Source organism: Pirellula sp. SH-Sr6A (genome assembly GCF_001610875.1).
Classification (GTDB): Bacteria; Planctomycetota; Planctomycetia; order Pirellulales; family Pirellulaceae; genus JBKCUI01.
This window is the reverse complement of record NZ_CP011272.1, coordinates 3,057,532-3,078,496: the sequence shown is the minus strand read 5'-3', so window position 1 is coordinate 3,078,496 and position 20,965 is coordinate 3,057,532. Positions and strand designations below refer to the sequence as shown.

At 55.6% G+C, this 20,965-nt stretch carries 17 protein-coding genes and 1 riboswitch; of the genes, 5 read left to right on the top strand and 12 right to left on the bottom strand.

Features of this window, described 5'->3' with window-relative positions; translation table 11 throughout:
* Positions 1-21 precede the first annotated feature (21 nt).
* Positions 22-897: a 4,5-DOPA dioxygenase extradiol gene (gene ygiD / locus VN12_RS11965; RefSeq protein WP_240491405.1), complete on the top strand. Its 876-nt coding sequence runs from the start codon at positions 22-24 to the stop codon at positions 895-897.
* A gap of 54 nt (positions 898-951) precedes the next feature.
* On the opposite strand, the gene VN12_RS11960 is transcribed toward ygiD, so the two are convergent.
* The 8 genes from VN12_RS11960 to VN12_RS11925 form a co-directional block, all read right to left on the bottom strand.
* On the bottom strand, positions 952-1,248 hold the full coding sequence (locus tag VN12_RS11960; protein WP_146677059.1) for a DUF2149 domain-containing protein: 297 nt from the start codon (positions 1,246-1,248) through the stop codon (positions 952-954).
* Positions 1,184-1,849: a MotA/TolQ/ExbB proton channel family protein gene (locus VN12_RS11955; RefSeq protein WP_146677058.1), complete on the bottom strand. Its 666-nt coding sequence runs from the start codon at positions 1,847-1,849 to the stop codon at positions 1,184-1,186. Before VN12_RS11955 ends, VN12_RS11960 begins: the two co-directional genes overlap by 65 nt.
* Entirely contained in the window at positions 1,849-6,042 is a 4,194-nt protein-coding gene (locus tag VN12_RS11950; RefSeq protein ID WP_146677057.1) for a cobaltochelatase subunit CobN, read from the bottom strand. The genes VN12_RS11955 and VN12_RS11950 overlap by 1 nt, the downstream gene beginning before the upstream one ends.
* Before the next feature lie 12 nt (positions 6,043-6,054).
* Positions 6,055-7,041: a DUF1559 domain-containing protein gene (locus VN12_RS11945; RefSeq protein ID WP_168164356.1), complete on the bottom strand. Its 987-nt coding sequence runs from the start codon at positions 7,039-7,041 to the stop codon at positions 6,055-6,057.
* Positions 7,042-7,097: 56 nt separating this feature from the next.
* Positions 7,098-7,367 (bottom strand): hypothetical protein, encoded by a 270-nt coding sequence (locus VN12_RS11940; RefSeq protein ID WP_146677055.1) that lies wholly within the window; start codon positions 7,365-7,367, stop codon positions 7,098-7,100.
* 169 nt (positions 7,368-7,536) lie between these two features.
* Entirely contained in the window at positions 7,537-8,358 is an 822-nt protein-coding gene (locus VN12_RS11935; RefSeq protein WP_146677054.1) for an FkbM family methyltransferase, read from the bottom strand.
* Positions 8,359-8,386: 28 nt separating this feature from the next.
* Positions 8,387-9,691, bottom strand: coding sequence for a hypothetical protein (locus VN12_RS11930; protein WP_146677053.1), 1,305 nt, complete (start codon positions 9,689-9,691; stop codon positions 8,387-8,389).
* 211 nt (positions 9,692-9,902) lie between these two features.
* The gene (locus tag VN12_RS11925; RefSeq protein WP_146677052.1) at positions 9,903-11,102 is read right to left on the bottom strand and encodes an FG-GAP repeat domain-containing protein; all 1,200 of its coding nucleotides are present in this window, start codon (positions 11,100-11,102) and stop codon (positions 9,903-9,905) included.
* Positions 11,103-11,432: 330 nt separating this feature from the next.
* A riboswitch (glycine riboswitch) is annotated at positions 11,433-11,589 on the top strand.
* Between the two features lie 99 nt (positions 11,590-11,688).
* Between VN12_RS11925 and gcvP the strand changes: the two genes are divergently transcribed.
* On the top strand, positions 11,689-14,538 hold the full coding sequence (gene gcvP / locus VN12_RS11920; protein WP_146677051.1) for an aminomethyl-transferring glycine dehydrogenase: 2,850 nt from the start codon (positions 11,689-11,691) through the stop codon (positions 14,536-14,538).
* Between the two features lie 88 nt (positions 14,539-14,626).
* Here the strand turns inward: gcvP and VN12_RS11915 are convergent, their stop codons facing one another.
* Both VN12_RS11915 and VN12_RS11910 read right to left on the bottom strand, forming a co-directional pair.
* Positions 14,627-15,889 (bottom strand): prolipoprotein diacylglyceryl transferase, encoded by a 1,263-nt coding sequence (locus VN12_RS11915; protein ID WP_146677050.1) that lies wholly within the window; start codon positions 15,887-15,889, stop codon positions 14,627-14,629.
* A 40-nt stretch (positions 15,890-15,929) separates the two neighbouring features.
* On the bottom strand, positions 15,930-16,142 hold the full coding sequence (locus VN12_RS11910) for a hypothetical protein (RefSeq protein WP_146677049.1): 213 nt from the start codon (positions 16,140-16,142) through the stop codon (positions 15,930-15,932).
* 179 nt (positions 16,143-16,321) lie between these two features.
* On the opposite strand from VN12_RS11910, the gene rpsT reads away from it, so the two are divergent.
* From rpsT to VN12_RS11895, 3 genes are all read left to right on the top strand, one after another.
* Positions 16,322-16,591, top strand: a complete 270-nt coding sequence (gene rpsT / locus VN12_RS11905; protein WP_146677048.1) for a 30S ribosomal protein S20 — start codon at positions 16,322-16,324, stop codon at positions 16,589-16,591.
* Between the two features lie 32 nt (positions 16,592-16,623).
* Positions 16,624-17,205, top strand: a complete 582-nt coding sequence (locus tag VN12_RS11900; RefSeq protein ID WP_146677047.1) for a hypothetical protein — start codon at positions 16,624-16,626, stop codon at positions 17,203-17,205.
* Positions 17,206-17,401: 196 nt separating this feature from the next.
* Positions 17,402-18,418, top strand: coding sequence for an acyl-CoA desaturase (locus VN12_RS11895; protein WP_146677046.1), 1,017 nt, complete (start codon positions 17,402-17,404; stop codon positions 18,416-18,418).
* A 28-nt stretch (positions 18,419-18,446) separates the two neighbouring features.
* Here the strand turns inward: VN12_RS11895 and trhA are convergent, their stop codons facing one another.
* Positions 18,447-19,094: a PAQR family membrane homeostasis protein TrhA gene (gene trhA / locus VN12_RS11890; protein ID WP_146677045.1), complete on the bottom strand. Its 648-nt coding sequence runs from the start codon at positions 19,092-19,094 to the stop codon at positions 18,447-18,449.
* Between the two features lie 27 nt (positions 19,095-19,121).
* A complete protein-coding gene (locus tag VN12_RS11885; protein ID WP_146677044.1) occupies positions 19,122-20,945 on the bottom strand; it encodes a pseudouridine synthase in 1,824 nt (607 codons plus the stop codon).
* Positions 20,946-20,965: the final 20 nt, after the last annotated feature.

The following is a 20,965-nucleotide window of genomic DNA, read 5'->3' as shown; positions in this document are numbered from 1 at the left end:
TTAGGAAGACGCGGAGAATCGTTGAAACGAAGGATACTACTGCAAATGGGAAATGCGTCGCTCGCGATGGGAAAATTAGCTGCATTGGAGGCCATGGCGGATACACTCCCGAAGACCGACACTATGCCCGGCCTGTTTGTCGGTCACGGTAGCCCCATGAATGCGGTCGAGGAAAATGAGTTTGTACGAGGCTTCCGAGAGATCGCACGTTCGATCCCCAAGCCCGAAGCGATTTTGTGTATTTCGGCTCACTGGTTTGTCGATGGCACCAAAGTCACTGCGATGGAAAAGCCTCGCACGATTCACGATTTCGGCGGATTCCCTCCCGAGCTCTACGGGATCCAATATCCTGCGCCGGGTAATTCGACTCTTGCTGGTTTAGCCGCAGAGATGGCGAAACCCACTCCGGTGGACTTGGATCTCAGCTGGGGCTTGGATCATGGTGCCTGGACCGTTGCGATGCACATGTATCCTGAAGCGGACGTTCCGATCGTTCAGCTTAGCGTTGATCGGAAGCTTGCACCGCACGGGCATTTCGAGTTAGGTGCACGACTCAATGCGCTTCGCAGTCGAGGCGTCTTGATCCTTGGCAGCGGCAATATCGTTCACAACTTGCGGTTGGTGGATTTCCAGAGTTTTCACCGGAAGAACTACGGATTTGATTGGGCGATCGAAGCTCGCGAATTCGTCAATCGCTGTATTCAAAGCGGGAGTTACCAACCTTTATGGGAGGTCGCCGAGCGGAATCGGGCGATGCAATTAGCGGTGCCGACTCCCGAGCACTTTTTGCCGCTGCTCTATATCTTGGGGCTAAAACATGACCCCGCAAATCATCGGTTGTTCAATGATGAGATGCTGGCGGGGAGTCTGAGCATGACGTCGCTGAAGGTATTTTAAAAGGACAGAATGTCAACACAGGTCGTAAACGGATGTGACAGTCGACGCGGCGCACTAATCGGGTGTGTAAACAATTTCTCCAGACTCCAATCGGTAAGCGGTTCCAAGACGCGTTCCTTTCCCTGTCAATTCGGAATCGGTTGCCCGAAAGGTTTCGATAGGAAGGGAGTCTTTGGTTGCCGCGAATGGGTCATCGACTCGCGATTGCATGCTCGGGACTTGCTGTGCCGACTTGGCCAGAACGAGGATCAACGCGATGACAACAACAATCCATAAGTCGAATAGGTTAACAAGACCGCTGAGCGGATCTTCTTCTCGATCCAGATCCCAGCGCCGAGTCTTCTTCGTCATGATTGGCTCCTGACTGCAATGCGGGAGAGAGATTACCGAGCGAGTGGATCAAATCCAGATCCGCGAGATCCTTTTCCGCCCAAGAGCGATGAAGGATGAACAAGGCGTATGCGAGCGCGCCGATCATGATGCCGAAAACGGTCATCGTGAAGGCGATATTCATATGTTCACCGAGCGCTCCGATGTCGGAATGGGCAAGGCCTTCGAGCGCGGGGCCCAGAGGAAGGAGTGTACCTACCAAACCGAGCATCGGCCCGGTTCTTACCAGGACCTGCAATCGACTCAGCTTTCGATGGACCATCACTTCCGCGTCTCGGACGAAAACCTCGATATCGTGCGTACTTTTACTGCGGTGAGCAACCCATCGATGGAGGGGGAATCGAGCCTCGTGAGGCCACGCCTCGGGCGAGACCACCCTCTTGCGAACTCCATCGATGTACTGACACCAAGATGCGCCAGTCATCCAACGGTCGAGGGCTTGCCGAAGGGTCAAGCCGGTTTGGAAGACAAGCCATAAACCCGCAAGCGACATTCCGATCAGGATTGGAAAGAGCAGATACTGCGAGATTTGGTAGAAGAGGGATAGAACGTATTCTTGCATTAGATCTTTTGCCGAAGAGCAAACCCTCCTAAGAATACCATCGCGATAACAAGCCCGATCCACCAGTACGAGTTTCGAGCATCCGATGCGGGGCTCGCATCGGAGACGTTGGAAAGTTGCTGGCCACGAACCATGGATTCGGCATCTTCCAAAGATGCATCCTGAGACGCATCCTGAGAGCTTGAGGTCGAATCGGCGGACAGGAGATCCGGCGATTCGGGGGGCAGTGCCAAGGGAGGAGGGGCTGCGTCGATCGCAGGTTCCGGTAGCGGCTCGTTTGCCGGCGAAGGTGATTGCGTCGCAACATCCGAGGGCGCGACTTTGCGTTGGTAGGTCTCCACCAACTCCGGGGCGTTTTGAGCAATCAATCCTTGGACGAGAGTGTGAAGCTTTTCGTTTCCACCGCTGGTAAGGTGTCCGGAAAGTCCGTGTTTCGCGACATTGGCTGCGTATCGATTCGCAAGATCGGACAGGGTCAGTTCATCGGCGCGCCAGTATCCTTTTCGGGAAGACTCCAGCATAGTCGCCATGGCATCTTGGAAAGCGTAGGGGTTGTTTCTTTCGAACCAGTCGTTGAGCCCAAGATTTAGTTTGTCGTCGACAAGAACCCGTTTCATTTCGTCCCAATTGTCATTTCCGACACTCCCTGGTCGTGTTACCTCCCAACCGAAACTATTGGATACTAGAAATCGCATGTGGTCGGCTCCTGCGTAGCCTTCCTTCATCATCCCCTCTAGCCATTTTCTATTGAAAAGTCTCGTTCGGTACTCACGTCGAAGTGCATCTTCGGCTGGGATCATTCCTGCGCGATCGGGATCGCGAACATCCGAGAACACATATTCCGGGCGTCGTCCTGTCATTCTTTCGATAGCCAAGCAGAGGGAGCCTCCGTGCAACCATGTGTAACGGCTGGCCAATGGTCCGGTCAAATGGTCCGACCAACTGCGAACCACGGTGTGGGTCCCTTGGATTGTTTTGTCGTATGCTTCGCCTGCGGCCTCTCCCCATGCGCCTTCGGTGTAGATATGTTTGTGCGTGGCGAGGTAGGTGTCGGCGATATCCTCGCGCGTGTCCCATTCTCCGGAACGAGCGACGCGGTAACTGAGCATCCCTCCATTCTCGCGGCCCGGTGCGATTCCAAATATCCGACCTCGAGAGAGAATTCGTGCGCGCTCTTCATTCATTCCCTCTTGCATGAGATCGCTCGCAATGGATTGCGCATGTTGTTGGATGACGTTGTCTGGCTCGTTTGATTCGGTCACCAAGCGGATCGCCTTGTCCCACAGTTGCAATCGACTCGGTAAATTGGATTCGTACCAACCTCCCGCGGCGATGAAGACGTCCACTCGTGGGCGTCCTAACGTTTCCCGTGAGATCAATCGGACATCGGTAACCAGTCGCTTGTCATCCCAGACGGGCTCGACGCCGAGGAGGTAAAGGATCTGGGCCTCCATGACGCCGTAATCTCGGAAAGTCGCGCTGCTCCGCAAATCAAAGCCGATCCTCGTAGGCATCGTTCCGTGGTGCTGCGTGTGATTGGCAATCATGTCTTTGGCTAGTCGGACACCAAGTTCCCAACTGGGGCGCGAGGGGATTTCTTCTGGATTGAGCAGAACCATATTGCGACCGGTCGGGACAACATTGGGATTGCGAATGGGGCTATTTCCAGGACCAGGTGGAACAAACCGCCCATCGAGTCCTCGCAGCAAGTTCTCGACTTCGTCCCCCGTTTTCAAAAAGGCTTCGTTCAGTTCGACGGCCAGCCGAAGTCCTTTTTCGATCGCTTCCGGTAGTGACTCGAATGGACGACCCGCCACCATCCCGACGGCCATGCGAGGTTCTACCTTCTGACGAACGACTAGTTCCACGATGCGTTCTGCCGTCGAACGAAGCTGATGATCGGGGTGGTCATGGGAATGGCCTGGTCCATTCGGTCCTTCGTCCTGTCCGTGCCCGTCGAGGAGATGTTGCAATTCATGCAGGAACGGGCGTCTCAGGATTTGGACCAAATACGGAATGAGCAAGTCTTCCCGGGGAGTCTCTCCGAAGACATGGAGATTGGTCGGGATGCTCTCCTCCTTGATATCGTGCAGATACTTCGCAACCGCCGTCAACTGTTCGTCTGTCAAGGCGTTGGTGTCGGGCTGGGTCAGATGAAGATCGGTGTCCAGTCTCGTTTGTCGCACGAGCTTGGTCAGCTCTTTGCGAAACCCCTCTTTGAGGGCCCCCTCTTCAAGAGTCTCCCATTTGTCGAGCAGTTCGTGCAGACTTTCCAGTTCATCGCTTAAATCCGCATCGACCATCGGAGGTGGGAGATGGCTGATAAGTGTCCCATAGACGCGGCGACGAACAGGGGAGGATTCGACCATGTTTTCGACAATCCACGGATTGAAATTTGGCATGCGCCCCATGAGGATGTCCGGCCAATCTCGCCGCACCAATCCATTCGGTTTTCCCGGAAGAGCGAACTCCGAGCCATGGGTGCCGAAGTGGACCACCGCATCCGCCTGGTACTCCTGTTCCAGCCAGAAGTAAGTTGCCATGTAGTTGTGCGGAGGGGCTGTGACCTTGTCATGCGTTTGCGAGGAGACGGATTCCCCTTCGTGCAATTCCCCTCTTAGTGGCTGAGGTAGGAGAACGACATTTCCCAGGTCGATGCGTGGCACGACGATGTAGGACTCCTTACCATCATTCCAAACCATGAATTTGCCGGGCGGCGGTCCCCACTTTTCCTCCATCTGCAACCGGCGATCGGAAGGGATTTTCGCTTCATACCACTGACGATATTGTTCGGCAGGAATCAATGCTGGAGATCCCTTACGTACCAATCGCTCCAGTTCGGAGGGGGCCCAAACCCCAATTTGTCGTCCGCGCTCCATCATCCATCCGAGCAACTCCTCTTCGGCCGAGGGGGCAGGAGCGATGCGATATCCTCGTTCCCGCATCTTGGCGAGAACATTGATCAAGCTTCGGGGGGCATTCATATGCATGCCGGTCGAGCTACCTCGCATCAATTCCCCTTTCCCCAACTCGCGATCGTAGTAGACGATTGCAACTCGCTTGTCCTCGGGTGGAGAGTGACGAAGTCTCGCATGGGCTAGTGCTCGGGCAATCAAGTGTTCGACTCGCTCGGGAATGGGCTGGATTGCCTCCGCGCTTCCTTGACCTGTGCGAGTGCCTCCTCCGATTTGTGGCTCGATCGCACCGATCAATTCTTGCCCGATGATATGAAATGCCAGTTCGCTCCCCGCGAGTCCGTCGACGCTTTCTTGGTACTCAACTATCGATTGCTTTCGGAAGAAGATCGAGTGAAGATGCGGGACATCGAGCTGCAATCGAAACGCTAAGGAATCGGTGCTGTGGCAAGTGTGGATCACTACCGACGGGGAAAAGGATTTGGCCAACACTTCATATTCTCGGTACCTGCCATCGATGAGAGCCGCGGCAACTGCACCTTGCTTCTCCGCTTCGAGGATGATCGCATCGACGACGGCAGGCTGCTGGAAGGCGAGATGGGTTCCGTGAACCGCGATGAGCAACCGAGGTTGATCGGGGTGGATGTTTCGCTTGGCTCGTTGCCATAGAAGGAACTCCTCGGCAGTCTCGAAGAGGTCTTGGTGGGCAGGGTGGTAAAGACCGATGCGATCGATCTCGACAGGTGGTTCGATTTTCCAATCTTTTTTCAGGTACTTCGAGCCTGTGTAACGCAGCAATCTCCGCAGATTCTCCTTGGTACTCCCGTAATAAGCGCCTGCTTGCTCGTCTTGGGTGAGGAGTGGAGAGATCCCTAGGCTGGCGAAAAGTTCGTTCGTGTTCGCTTGAAAGGCAATGATTTGAAGCGATGGGTTTCGCTCCTTCGCACTCTGGAAGAGCGTTTTGTACTGTTCCCGGTCCTCGGCACGTGTGTGTTGGATGTAGAGGATCTTTACTGAACCGAAGTCTGCTTCGCCTCGCTGAATCGCGGAATCTTCAAAGTAACGAAGGGATAGATCGAGCTCAGGTGCAAAGGTTTGCAATTGTTCATAAATACCCCCATGAAGGCCTAGGAAACCGATGTCCGCTGGAGATGTCTCGACCGGAGTCTCCGATTGCGCCCAGGAATGCGACGGCATCCATCCCAACGCCATCGTCACGAAGGTCCAGATCACGAAGAGGCGCTGTCGTTCCATATCGTTGGGGTTTTCTGTTGCCATGTGCTAATTGCCTTATTCGTTGGCGGTGACTTCACCGCCGCTGCGCGTGCCGAACGACTCGTAGACGATCGGGTCGATGGCAGAGGAAAGAAACCGAACCGATCCGTCTGCTGATCCCATATTGACACCCCCGGTATGAAAACTCCTTGCTGCAAAGTTGGTGCTTCCCAAGCTTGGCCCCCAGCAATCGACATAGTGGTCGTTGGGTGGGCGTGTGGTGACGAACGTGCTATTCAAAGCTTGCCCGCCTATCCACGTACCTCCGCGGTCGCTGAAGTTCGGTGCAAGTGCTTGGCAGGTCGCGATATCCCCCGCATTGGAAACATTTCGAACACCAACGTAGTTGTCTCGAAGTGTGGCAACATTGAAATCCCCGCGGAGGCATTCGCTGAGAAGGTAGGTGTTGGATGACCCATCGGTCAGATCCCCAAACCGGATTTTGGAGTTTCGATAGAAGACACCATTACCCGATGTGAAATTGACCGAAGAGCCTTGATTGCCGACGTAGTTTGTCGGAGCTCGCCCGCCATCTGCATCAGGTTGGCGGGTCGATCCAGCGGGATCCGACGGGCAAATAAAGGTTGGTATCCATACACGCGACGCAGGCAGATTGTTCTGGTCGATCGCATTACCCAAGGCCGAATTGTCAACATTCGACGTCGAGTAATACGGATCATCCACTCGGCGTGATGGAAAGGATACAAGGTTCCAGACGTTGTCCTGTTCGATGTAAGGCAACGTATACGTGATCCAGTTGTGCTGTGTGGAGTAAGTGGGGCCGCTGCTCCCAGTCGTCAAGATAGGTGGGAAGGCCTTCTTCGCGTCGTGGTGATTGTGGTTGGCGAGAGCCACCTGCTTTACGTTGTTGGAGCATTGCATACGTCGCGCCGCTTCGCGAGCCGCTTGGACCGCGGGCAAAAGCAGTCCTACCAGAATGCCAATGATCGCCACGACGACAAGGAGTTCGACGAGCGTGAAACCTCTTCGGTGCAATGTCATGTTTTTATCGGTCGATATCTTGAGTGTGAAGCTACGGAGGCTGTGGGGTTCCGCATTTATTTCTGAGTGGGAGTGCCGAATTGGGCGCGATGCCATGCCATCTGTTTGTTTTTGCAATCGGAGCTGCAGACGATGTATTGACCCGCTCCGATTTGAAGCCGGTTTTCCGTTTGAGCACTATCCAGTCTCTTGCCGCATTGATGGCATGTAATCCACAAGGGGCTCTCGCCTGAGGGGAGTTCTGGGTACCCGCCTTCGGAGCTGCAGCCCGACACCGTACCTATCCAAATCCCAAGGATGACGAGCAAGAGAGTACGATTCTTCATCACTTAACCTATCGATTCGAGGATACGCGTTCGCGGCGAGAGTCGTGGCATGAACCAAACTTGGTCGCGGAGAAGCAATCCTAAAAGAGAGGCGAGAATCGATCACGCGTTGGCGAAAGATTGTCCAAGCCGTCGATGTATCTCAACCCATCTGGAGAAAGATGGTGAGCTAGGTGGAGCCAGGAATGGCTATGGCGTCGAAGTGGTCCCAACGGGTGACATCGGCTTCTTCGATGCGCTCGTGGGGGTCGATATTATGAACCGGATCGGTGGTATAGACGGTGTACCCAAGCCGAGTGAGGTAGGCCCAGAGCATTTTGCGTCGCTCGGTGCTGAGATGCTTGTAGAACTCCACATGAATGGTGGGACGCTGTCGCACAAGTGTGGTTTCGAGCGACCGAAGAACCTCGAGATCAAAGCCTTCCGTGTCCACCTTCACAAACCGAATCTTGGCAGTCCATTGGGGGTACTCACGTTCCAGCCAGCTTTCGACCCGCATTGCTGGGACTTGCAACTCGAAAGCGTGGCCATGGGTCCATCGACTGATGCCAGCCAAGTTGCCGCCGTTCGAAAAGCCGGGATCGGAGTAGTGGAATAGGAGTTGGCAATCCTCCGGCGCCGCGGCGGCTTGAACAGGCACGATGCGCGTCGCATGCCGATTGAGGGAAGCGTTCTTCTCGAGAATTTCGTAGACGTATGGGTTGGGCTCCCAAGCGAAGACAATTCCCTCAGGGCCAGCGGCGAGAGCAAGGGGAACGGTGAAATCACCGCAATGGGCGCCGATATCGAGAATTGCGTCCCCAGGCTTGATGTAATCCCGAAGGCGGTCGATATAGGATTGCCGAAAGGGGACGAAGCGATCCTTAGGGTGCAACCACCGTTCGAACGAGATAGGTCCTTCCCGTTCCAGCTGGAATTCGAGTCGCTCCGAACCATACTTCCGTATGGAGGGTTTGAGTCCCAAGGTCCATAGGAGAGATTTCAGCTTCATGCTGATCTTTCGCTGCTAGGTCGATCCATCACGTGTTCGACAGATTCAGTTGCGCCGTCCGTTTGCTAATCACCATCTCTTTGTACCGGGTGCGTACATGCGCCATCCAAAAGAATTGATAGATGTTGATCACGAGCAACATCAAAGTGATCAGGGGAAGCAATTTATCAAAGGTCACGCCTGGTTGAGTATCTGCAGGAGACAAAACACTCGAGGGGATCCCATTCGCATTGGGGAGGTTTCCCGCGTTTGGATTTCCTAAGTTTTGGGCGGCAGGGTTAGGTGGAAGTCCAGTGCCCGCCGGATTCGATAAAGGAGCGGGAACTGCGGACGCCAACCGGGGATCGTAAGGAGCAGGCTGGAGGAGCGGCAATCCATAACCTTGCGATGCGCCCGGATTGCTGCTGGGGGTGTTGGGCTGGTTGTAACCAACGGGTGCACCGTAGTTCGTCCCGTTTTGGTTTGGAAGCGGATTGGACGCAACATGCGGGACGGCGGGACTGGAGCTGGCGTAGGGGGGGCTCAGGCTTCCTGCACCGGTTGTCGGATTTGTGGAGGGAAGAGGTTGTGTGCCGCCTGTGAGGCGACCCAGCATAGAACCCGCATTGGAATCGGCGCGAAAGCCATCCGTTCGACCCATGTTCGTAGACGATGGATTCGGCATTGCTGGATTGGGTGAGGTCGGGTTCTGGAAGGTGGAACCATTGCCGGTCGGCGCACCGGAGAGGGCCAGGCCGCTCGGAGGGACGATGCCACTATTGGTCACGGGAGGAAGTGGGCTGGGCTGCCTCGTTCCGGAGTTGCCGAGCAAGCTGGGAGCGTCGTTGCCGTTCGGGGACATGCCAGGTGGCAAAATACTTCCACTGCCGGACCCTGGGTTGCCCATACCGCTATTTCCAAGACCACCTTGGCCTGCAGCAGGCAGGACGGGGTCGATATCGGACAAGGAGTTGCGGTCGTCGAGCATGGTCATCATCGGCGGTGCGTTGCGGGTGATAGCGGCCCGCATCTCCGGTGTCGGGGCGGTTCGAGGCAGAGTGCCGGTTCCAATCCGAATGATGACTTCTTCCACGAAGGGACGGATGTCGGGCGGAATAGGGGCACCGAGATCGTTGCCGAAACGCCCGGCCGTGAAGGCGGCCAGCGATTCCGGGGGAATCTGAATGGTGAAGACAAATTTCTTGGTCAAGGGGTCCATTCCCCAGCCTGACTGAACCAAGCTCGCCAGCCGCTCGATTTCGGCCGTGTTGTTCTGGGCGCCACTCAAGGTGTTAGGCAGGATCGCTTGTTCCTGCAAGAACAAGGTCGTCAGGATTAGAAAAGCTTGGATCATGCTGAGGCCTTGAACGTCCGTTAATCGACAGAGCCGCGGATCTCGCTGGAATGGATTGGAACACAGGGAACAGTCGGCAACGAAGGTCCTTCCTGGATCGCTGCAGCCTGCGTGGCTTGGCAATCATAGAGGAACTGGAGGACTCGCGTAAAGGTTGATCGCCGGGGTGGACCTGGCAAAACGGGCAAGCTTTCGAAAAAGTTACGCGAGCTTATTGGGGGAGATTGAGGAGGATGTAGGTCCCGCTCTTGCCCGCGACAGCGATATCGGCTCTGCCGTCCCCGTTGAGATCGCCGGTCGCGATTTGGAGTCCTACCCCAATATGGCCTTGCTCGATCGCGCGCTTGACAAACTCCTTACCGTTCCAGTGGTAGGAATGGATTTCGGGCATGTCTTTTCCACCTGGGTCACCACCATTATGGGCGAAGTAGCGTTTTCCGGAGATCAAATCCTCGACGCCGTCCCCATCGAGATCGCACAATGCCAACGCATGGGGCTGAGAAAAGGACTTGTCGATCACGACCGAGTCGAATGCTAGCGGTTCGCCGGCTGGCGTCTTCTTTCGCTTCCACCAGTAAAGTCCGTAATCGTGCCCGGCTCCGACGAGCAAGTCGTTGAGGCCGTCGCCGTCGACATCCTTTACGAGCATAGGAATGCTCCCTTGGATATTCCAATCGGCATGGTATTGCCACGGTTGGTCCCACATCTTCTCGGTGGGTTGTTCGTACCAGCCGGAGCCGATCAGCACATCGACGCGACCGTCGTTGTTGATATCCCCGACTCCGAGTCCGTGTTGGTTTCCTTCTTTGCCGACGGTGCTCCCTACCAATTCGAATTTGGCTGGGTTTTCCTTTGTCGCTTCGCGGGGGACGAATCGCCACACGACCGTGGGGTTCTGCTTGTTCCAGCTGTTGACCACCCATTCCGGTCGTCCGTCTCCATCGAGGTCGGCCATGAGCTGGGCCTCGTTTTGGCTCGCTTTCGTATCGACCAGTAAATGCTTTTTCCAGGTTTGACCGAGACGCCAACCTTCAGCCCCCGGGTTTTGGTACCAGTGGACTTGGGTGGGGATAAAGGAGCCGGCGACGACATCGAGCAATCCGTCTAGGTCAACGTCCATCAGGAAGTCCCCGTTGGATTCTACGTATCCGTTCCAGTCCTCGATGGTTCGCAGCGGTCGGGGCTTGAAGTCGGGAGCGGCATACCAATTGCGGCCCGCGACGACATCGTTTTTACCGTCGCCATTCAAATCGCCGATGGCACACCCTTCGTTGGCATCGAGGGTCAGCATCTCGACCTTCCATTTCGATGAACTGGGGGCCAGGGTGGGCTCGGCGGCCGTACTCGTGTTGGCTCCGAGGCAGGAGACGCCCGTTGCGAGGAGGGCGGCGAACAAAGATCGATGTTTCATGGCGGGTGGATGCGATGGGAGAGGAAGGGAGGGTTCGTGCGAATACCCCGTTGTGCGAATACCCCGTTGAACGCTCGGTTCGAACGCTCGGGTTCCATGTCGGCTGGGATCGCATCCTAGTTTACCTAAACGGCCGATCGAAAGAGACACCGACGGTGCGATTCTCGGCAACTTGTCGGAGTCTCTTTCGATTGCCAGCTTCCAGCGTACCAACTACACTGTGGTTGTGAATTGGAGAGTGCGGGAGAGTGTTGCCCTGGACCAGGGAAACCACCGAAGGCGCAAGATGCGAGCCCATAACCGCTCAGGTATCGAGAACTGCATCCTCCTTTATTCATCTCTGGAGAGCGGTCTTGTTCGATCAAGACCCACCGAAGGGGAAAGACTTTATCGCACGGCAATGCCATCTCTGGTTATCGCAATCAGGGGATGGGAATGCCGGTCGAGCGGGTCGAGATCTCTCAGGTAAAGGGACAGAGGGGCCAGCCATCGCAGTGCGATCGACCGCGCGATTTGTTCGTTGCTGGTTCTTTCAAATGCGATTGCCGTTCCTGTTCTTTTACAATCGCACGATCGAGGATCTCGGATGTCGAACGCAACCCCGCTGTCTCCTTTTGTCTCCCGCCACATTGGCCCTCGCGATCACGAGATTCGCGAAATGCTGTCCATGTTGGGGTACGAGTCCCTCGACCATCTCACCGATACGGTCGTTCCGAATGGAATCGCTTATCGCGATCGATTGCACTTGTCAGGCGGTGTGAGCGAGGAAGAAGCACTCGCCGAACTGAAGCAAATCGCTTCGAAGAACCGAGTGGTCAAGAATCTTATTGGACAAGGCTACTACGGAACATTTACTCCAAAAGTCATTCTCCGCAACGTTCTCGAGAACCCAGCGTGGTATACGGCCTACACGCCTTACCAACCCGAAATCTCTCAAGGCCGCTTGGAGGTCTTGTTCTACTTCCAGACGATGGTTTGCGAATTGACCGGAATGGAAATCGCCGGTGCCTCCTTGCTCGACGAAGGAACCGCAGCGGCGGAAGCGATGACGCTTTGCTTGCGATCGACCAAGAAGAAAGGAACGCAGTTCTTGGTGGCGAAGCAATGCCACCGCCAGACCATCGAGCTTGTCGAGACGAGGGCTAAGCCGCTGGGGATTGAAGTCGTAGTGGTCGATCAAGCCGACGCGGCCCTCGATTGGGCCAACGCATTCGGCGTTTTGGTCCAGTACCCAGCGACGGACGGTTCGGTTCCTGGTTTGAAAGAGTTTTGTGACGCTGCCCACGCGTCGGATTGCATGGTCGTCGCAGCGACAGATCTGCTGGCATTGACATTGCTCAAGCCGCCGAGTTCCTTTGGAGCGGATGCGGTGATCGGCAATGCGCAGCGCTTCGGTGTACCCTTTGGTTACGGAGGTCCTCACGCTGCGTTCTTAGCGACACGCGATGCCTACAAGCGGACTTTGCCTGGTCGATTGGTAGGGCAATCGGTGGACTCTCACGGCAAACCTGCCTATCGATTGGCGCTCCAGACGCGGGAGCAGCATATTCGCCGCGAGAAAGCCACCTCGAATATTTGCACAGCGCAAGCTTTGTTGGCGATCATGTCGACGTTGTATGCGTGTTATCACGGCCCGCAGGGTTTGCAAGGGATCGCCAGACGTGTTCATGGACAGACGATGCGATTGATCCGTTCGTTGCGAGCGGCTGGATGGGAAGTTCTCAGCGATCAAGTCTTCGATACGTTCGTCATCAAGACAAGAGATGAAGATGCTTGCAAGCTGATGGAGCGGGCTGTTGCTGCGGGATTCAATCTTCGTTACGTCGATGCGAGGCACGTTGGGCTTTCGCTGGATGAAACGATTTCTTCAGAGGACTTGGTCGAGATCGCTGGAATTTTTCAGGCGCAGCTCGTGGAGAGCCATGGAGATTCGGAGCGATCGACGTTGCCGGTCGACGGGTTCCGCGATGATGCTTACATGACGCAAAGCGTTTTCCATCGCTACAGAAGCGAAACAGAGATGATGCGGTATCTGCGGCGATTGTCCGAAATGGATATCGCCTTGGATCGGGCGATGATTCCGCTCGGTTCGTGCACAATGAAGCTCAATGCCGCGTCGGAGATGACTCCGGTGACATGGCCGGAGTTCAATGCGATCCATCCCTTTGCGCCGGCGGATCAAACAGTGGGCTATCGCGAAATGATCGCATCCCTCGAATCGATGTTGTGCGAAATCACCGGTTACGATTCCATTTCCCTGCAGCCCAATGCGGGGTCGCAAGGAGAGTACGCGGGCTTGCTCGCGATCAAGCGATACCACGAATCGCGAGGGGATCACCAGAGAGATATCTGCCTGATTCCCAGTAGTGCGCACGGTACGAATCCCGCCAGCGCCCAGATGGCGAACATGCAAGTCGTCGTGGTGAAATGCGACCAGTACGGCAATATCGACGTGGCCGATCTCGACGCCAAGATCGCGGCTTACCCAGGTCGCGTCGCGGCGATCATGATCACCTATCCTTCGACACACGGAGTCTTTGAAGAGGTAGTCACCGAGGTATGTGAGAAGGTCCATGCGGCGGGTGGGCAAGTCTACATCGACGGTGCAAATCTCAACGCGCTCGTGGGAGTTGCCAAGCCGGGTAAGTTTGGAGGGGATGTCTCGCACCTGAACCTGCACAAGACCTTCTGCATTCCCCACGGTGGCGGTGGTCCAGGCGTTGGGCCAGTCGCGGTGAGAAGCCATTTGGCGCCGTTTCTTCCTAAGGATGGTGTGAATGCGGATCGCCAGGGACCGATCGTCAGTTCCGCTCCGTTCGGCAGCGCGAGCATTTTGCCTATTTCCTGGATGTACATTCGGATGATGGGGGCGGAGGGGCTTCGGCGGGCCACACAAGTCGCGATCTTGAACGCCAATTACATCGCACACCGTTTGAAGAAGCATTATCCGATTCTGTATACGGGGCACCGAGGTTTGGTAGCGCACGAATGCATCCTGGATACCCGTCCGATGGGGCAGCACCATGTCAGCGTGGAGGACATTGCGAAGCGTCTGATCGACTATGGTTTCCATGCTCCGACGATGTCGTTCCCGGTCGGTGGGACACTGATGATCGAGCCGACTGAAAGCGAATCGCTGCAGGAGTTGGATCGCTTTTGCAGGGCGATGGCATTGATTTTTGAGGAATATGAAAAGGTGCGCGAGGGAGTGTGGCCGGCGGATAATAATCCCTTGCACAATGCACCCCATACGCTGGACACACTGCTCGAGGGAGCGGAGTTCCCTTATTCGCGTCGTGAAGCGGTTTGTCCGGACAGCGAACAAGACTATGCCGTCAAGTACTGGCCACCGGTAGGACGTGTCGACAATGTCTACGGCGATCGCAATCTCGTTTGCGCGTGCCCGCCGATGGAGACCTACGCGGCAGCTGAGTAAACGATCCAGCTCGCACCCCTACGCCCTGCTCTTAGGAGCACGGCGTAGGGAGTCTGTTCGGAGAGGCTGCAATGTCCGGGATAGCGGATCATCGACTGGGAGCGATGGACGGGTCCCGTCGATCTCGACGTTTAGGCAGAATGGCAAAGATCCAAATCGCAAGCCCGATGGCGATTCCGATTGCGCTGATCCACTGCGAGATACTCAGGTCCGTTCCAAACTGGCCTCCTTCATCCACTCGAGTGTATTCTTCCATCGAGCGAACGACACCATAGGCGATCAGTCCGGTAGCAAAGAGTGTCCCGGTGCGGAGGAGAAATGGTGAAAGAGCGACCGTCCAAAGGAATAGGACCAATCCACCGGCGGAGGCGTAGATCTGGGAAGGGTGAACCCCCACCGAGGAGCGAGGCACTTCCTCCGACGGGATGTAAAAAGTCTGGCCGTCGACGACCAATACCCCTTCAAAGGCGGGGCGTCGCAACGGTTCTTGGGGGTTGGGGCCATCGACCGGAGTCCAGCTCAGGCGATCGATCCGTCCTCCTTCGCGAATTCTCTTCTTCGCCCCCCATGAGTCAGGCTTGACGGAAACGATGCGTCGATCCTCCGTTTCGATTCCTAGAATTCGACCCGTGGAAAGTTGTTCCTCGTACACCGGCGATCCGGCCGGAAAGGAAATCGATGGCAATTCCGCTTCGCAGACACCGCCATAGCAGCAACCGTTGAGCAAGCATCCAATGCGTCCAAAGGCCAGGCCTAGAAAAAACGCGGGCGTCACCGCGTCCGCGACGAGCAAAATGGATACGCGATGGCGAAGGGTCCAAAAAATCATCGCAGCCAAACCACCGATCACGCTCCCATAGACGACCAACCCTCCCTCGGTGATCTGCAGAACGGAGAAGAGTTTGGCTACCAGCGTATCCCCCTCCATCTCGTCCCAATATTGAACGACATAGAACAAACGAGCGCCCACGATCCCAGAGACAACGGTCCACGTCGCCAGGGAAAAAAAGGACTCCGTAGAAATTCCGCGCGCGCGAGCGCGGCGAAGCGCTACCCAGACGCCGAACAAAACCCCCAGCATGAGCAAAACACCGTACCCGCGAACCGGGAGCCCAACAGGCCAGTCGTCGATTCGCGTTTCGATGCGAGGGAGCAGCAGGGCGTTGAGAAGCAGCATTGCTCCCCAAACAAACCCGTTGTTCTTCAGAAGAGATTCTCGCAGTTCGGCCGTCCGAGCCGCCGCCAATGCCAGGATCGCAATGACGATAAGAACCAGCGTTCCCCAACTCACCAATCCGAACACGGGGAGCCCAAGGAACGCATGGGGAATATGAAATAATGTTTGCCTCATGCCTTAACGTTAAAGCATGAGCCCCACGAAAGATAGAGAGCTATTTCTTCTCCATTTGAGAAAGCTCATCTCCAAAATCCAAAACCGGTTCGGAACCAGCAAACGGGTCCGCCGCCTCGCTCTCCTGCTCCGCTGCCTTGCCCTTTTTAGGCTTCTTGGGCCGTGCCCGAATCGCCGCCACGATCACGGCGAGAATTGCCCCTACGAGAAGAGCAAGCCAAAAATAAGGAAGCAAAGGAAACAAAAAGTTCATGGGTGGAAATCGCAGGGCAGGAAATGGCCATCCGTCCAGTCGGGTCTCCTCTAACCCTAATCTCCGATTCCCCCCTCTTCAAGTTGACAAGATCGACTTTCCTTGCGAAGATACCAAGCCCAAGACTTTTGTATAAGTTTTTTCGATTTTGGGAACCAACGGGTTCGCTGGAGTTTACTGTGCCGAATATTCAAAGCGCTAAGAAGCGTCTTCGACAATCCCTAGAGCGACGCTCTCGCAACCGAGCAGCCAAATCGCAGCTCAAAACGGCTATTAAAAAGTTGCGTGAATCGGTGACGGCGAAGAATTTTGACGAAGCGAAAGAGCAATTCAACAAGCTCTGCAAGATGCTGGATCAGACTGCTTCGAAGAGAATCATTCACGTCAACAAAGCCGCTCGCACCAAGAGCCGTTTGAACGCCTACATCAAAAAGGCATCGGCTGCTTAAGCGGTCGATGGAGCGATCGAACGATCCAGGGCTTGAGTTGGCAGTTTGCTAGCTTGTGGCGTCCTCGTGAACGCAGGGAGCTTCGATTTGAAGATACTCCCTTGTTGGTCACCACGGACCTGATAGAGCCCGATTCAGGTGATTGCCACCCCTCTCAAACCGATTTGTTGTTCTGGAAACAGGTCGTGGGCTATCGGTACGCCCAATTCTCACTTCGTGCGCTGGATGTCGGTAAGGATGTTTTTGCGTTCGAATTTGCCCCTCGTTGGGTGCCTTGCTTTGCCAGCCGCTGGGATGTTCTGCAAGACAGTCTTCGGCCTCGCGTCCCGGACGGGGATTGTGTCGTCTATTACGCGTTTCCCTATCGAAGTCCAGGGTTTATGGCCGTTCAGTATTTGGTTTGCGGTAGGCATACCCCGTACGGGACTTTGAGACGATGCGTCCAGTTGGTGGCTTGGCTCGCACAGGTCCGGCGATGCCAGGCGGTGGTTTGCCAAGCCATTTCGGACCGGTTGACCGAGCGATTGATGGATCGCTGGGGTTATGTGAGGCATGCGAAAACCTTAGGGCCCGGCCACTATATCCACCGCTTGCCAGACCCCTCACCCGACTAGGTTTTACAAATCTTTGACAGACCGATAACCTCGCCTCGACATAGAAATCCGGGGACGAACGTTATTCTTTATAGCCGCACGCTTCCATTGGGAGCCGCGATCCATCCGGCTAGGAGCGGAGCATGGCGGCTCAGGGCTATGGCGATCTCATCGAAGGTTCGCTACGAATCAACACAAGGAAAAAGGATACAGCCGAATGAAAGGCTCCACTGCAAACCATGAAGCCGGACCACAAGCCCGGAACCACCATCCAGGCAATTTGGTCGCTCCCGTCCAACCCATTGTGGACGAAATCGGCAATGCCTCGCACAAAGGGGTGTCGGGTGGAAGCAAGGCTTCGCCTGTTCCCGAGATCTACCACATTCAGTGGGGACCTTCGGCTTGGCTTGTTGTATTGCATATCGGCGTGCTGTTCGCACCTTGGACCTTCACCTGGTCAGGCTTGGCGTTGGCCCTCGTTCTCCACTGGGCGACAGGTAGTTTGGGCATTTGTCTTGGATTTCACCGGCTGTTGACCCATACCGGGCTGGTCGTTCCCAAGTGGCTTTACAATACGCTCGCTTTGATCGGAACCCTGGCTGGTGAAGGGGGCCCGATTTCTTGGACGGCCAACCACCGAAAACACCATGCCTATAGTGATCAGCCTGGAGATCCTCACTCTCCTCACGATGGCCCTTGGTGGGCTCACATGTTTTGGTTGGCATTCACCACCGACAACGGCGATTTCAAGGGATACGCTCGCAAGTGGGTTCCCGACTTGTTGAAACATCCGTTCTTGATGACGTTGGAAAATTGGTTCCTCCCGATTCACCTGGCGTTTGCTGCGATGATCACCGGAGCTGGATACCTGATCGGCGGTACCGAGCTAGCCGTCTCGTGGTTGATTTGGGCGGTCTGCGTCCGCATGGTCGGTGTGCTCCACGCTACTTGGTTTGTCAACTCGGCCTCGCACATGTTCGGTTATAAGAACTACGAGACCAAGGACGATAGCCGGAACAATTGGTGGGTGGCGATCATCGCTTACGGCGAAGGCTGGCACAACAATCACCACGCACATCCCCGCTTGGCACAGCACGGGCACAAGTGGTGGGAGTTCGATATCACTTACGCCGCAATCCGACTCCTGCGAGCCGTCGGTTTGGCCACCGACGTGGTCGATCTGGCGAGCATGCAAGAAAAGAAGCGTGCCCACGCGGAACGCAACGCCGCTTAATGACGAGCGGACGATTATCCGGCTGGGGTCATCGATCCCAGCCTAATACGGCGAAGGCTGCGATACCCGCGTAATGCGTGGCGCTAGCGAGGATTACCATCACGTGCCACACGGGATGGAAATACCATTCTTTATGATCGTTCTGCAAGAACAGAACGCCTAGCGTGTAGAGCACTCCCCCCAAAAGCATCGTCGCGAAGCAAAGGGTGGATACGAAGAAAAAGAGAACCATCGCGGGTCCCCAGCCCAGCAGGATGCACCACAAAGGATTCATATCGTCGATCCGGTGCTTGCTGAAAACCTTCGATAGAAATCCAGCTATCGCTGCGACCCATATGGCAGCGAGCAGCGTACCGCGACCCCAGCCCTCCATGTTTGCCCAAATGAAAGGGGTAAAAGTCCCGGAGATCAAGGTATAAATGACGCCTTGATCGAGCGCTCGCATGCGATGCCGCTGATCCGGATTCTTTACCGCGTGGGAGAGCATCGAGAACAGGTACATCGCCGATAGGCTGCATCCATAAACGATGCACGCGACCAAGAGCCCTGTATCTCGATCGAACGAAAGGCTCGCCAGAAAAAGAAGCGCAGGAATGCTAAGCAGAAATCCGATTCCGTGAATCAACGCGTTCAGCTTCTCTTCAGAAGCATTCTCGAGCGTCCATGTTTTGGCCATGTTCAGAAGTTGGGAGTAAGACCGGCGTTAGGAAAAGAATCGTGCGTTAGGTTCTCGAGAGGCTACCCACTCGACGCGCTGATTCGTAATGGGGTGCCGCAGCGCCATACGGTGGCAGTGAAGCTGCATCGGTTGTGCCATTCTAACTTCATCTGGCTGCGAACGCGTGTTCCCCCCTGGTAAATACAAAGGATCATTGACGACCGGGTGTCCCAGCGATGCCAGGTGCAATCGGAGTTGATGGGTGCGTCCGGTGATCAGTCTCGCTTCCAACGTGGTCGAATTCTCGCTTCGCTCCAAAACGGTAAAGATCGAATGGGCATGTTGCCCCTTTCGATCGATGCACCGACCGCCATTGGGGAGCGACTCTTTCGAGATGGGCTCATTGCATTCGATGCAATCCCACTCCACGATCCCGTCCACTTGAACGCGATACACCTTCTCCACCAATCCATCGGCGAACTGCTGTTGAACGGCTTGCGCAACCTTGTAGCGTCTCGCAAACACCACCAATCCTGTCGTGTTCATGTCCAGACGATGGCAGGGGCGAAGCTTCTCCGGCGCGTACGCCTCCTGCAAGATCGATACCAGCGTATTCCTCGCGTAACGTCCAGAGGGGTGAACCGGCAGGGGAGCCCCTTTGCTCACCACAACGAGCGCTTCGTCTTCATCGATCAAGTCGATCGACTCGCTCACCGGTGGTTCGACTGTCCCGGGCTGGGAGTGAAGGAATCTCGCCCCTTCTTGAACAATCTCCTGCGCCGAAGCGGGCTGGTAGTTTCTTCGAGGGCATTGCACGAGTCCTTGATCGATCGCTTCGATCCAAGCCTCCTTGCCATATCCCGGCATGAACTGGCAAAGCGCGTCGAGTAACGGCAGGCCGGCGAATCGTTGTGGGATGGAGATCCAGCGTCGATTTTCGTACGGGACACACCCTCGCTGCTCCGAAGCGATCTGACGAATGCGAGTTTGTCTCGCCTCTTTTCGCTCCTCTTCGGCTTGGTAGCAGTAGGGGCAAAACTGGCCTTCGCGGTACCGATCGGATTGGATCTCTTCGGAACTGAGAACGTGCTTGCACGCAAAGCACTCGTACGAGTCGGAGGGGGACAAGTTTGGGTCGACGGCAACGCGTTGATCAAAGACGAAACAATCGCCATGGTAATGGGACTGTTGGCACTCTTCGAAGTACTTGAGAATCCCACCCTCCAGCTGATAGATGTTCTCGAAGCCAAGCCCCTTCATGTAGGGACCGATTTTCTCGCAGCGAATGCCGCCGGTGCAGAACATCACGACCGGATTCTTTTTGACTTCGTCAGGCAGGGAGGCGGCAGCCTGTGGGAATTCGCGAAAGGTTCGCAGCCGTAAATCGATGGCACCCTCGAATGTACCCAAATCGGTTTCGTAGGTATTGCGGGTGTCTAACAATGCGATCGGCTTCCCTTCGTCCAGCCACCGTTTCAACTCCTGGGGGGGGAGTTTTGGGGACGCATTTTCCATTGGCTCGACCTCCACCACGCGGTCTTGAACCTGCACGGCGAGTTTGCCTCCATCACCGACGGGGATGATCTCCTTCTTGAGCTTGACCAACATGCGATGAAACGGTTGGTAGTCGGTGAGGCTTTCCTTTACCACCAAATCGGCCAGGCCTGGATGGGATGCGCGGAGAAAACCCAAAAAGGCATCGATCGCGACCCGTTCTCCGGCTAGGAACAAGTTGATACCTTCGTGGCTCAGAAGAATGGTTCCTTTGAGCTGCCACTCCGCGGTAATTTGTTTGAGATGAAGGCGACGATTGTCTAGGTCGTCGAGCTCAACGTACTTGTATGCGGCGATGTTGACGATGCTGGACATGCAAAAACCTGAACGGCAAA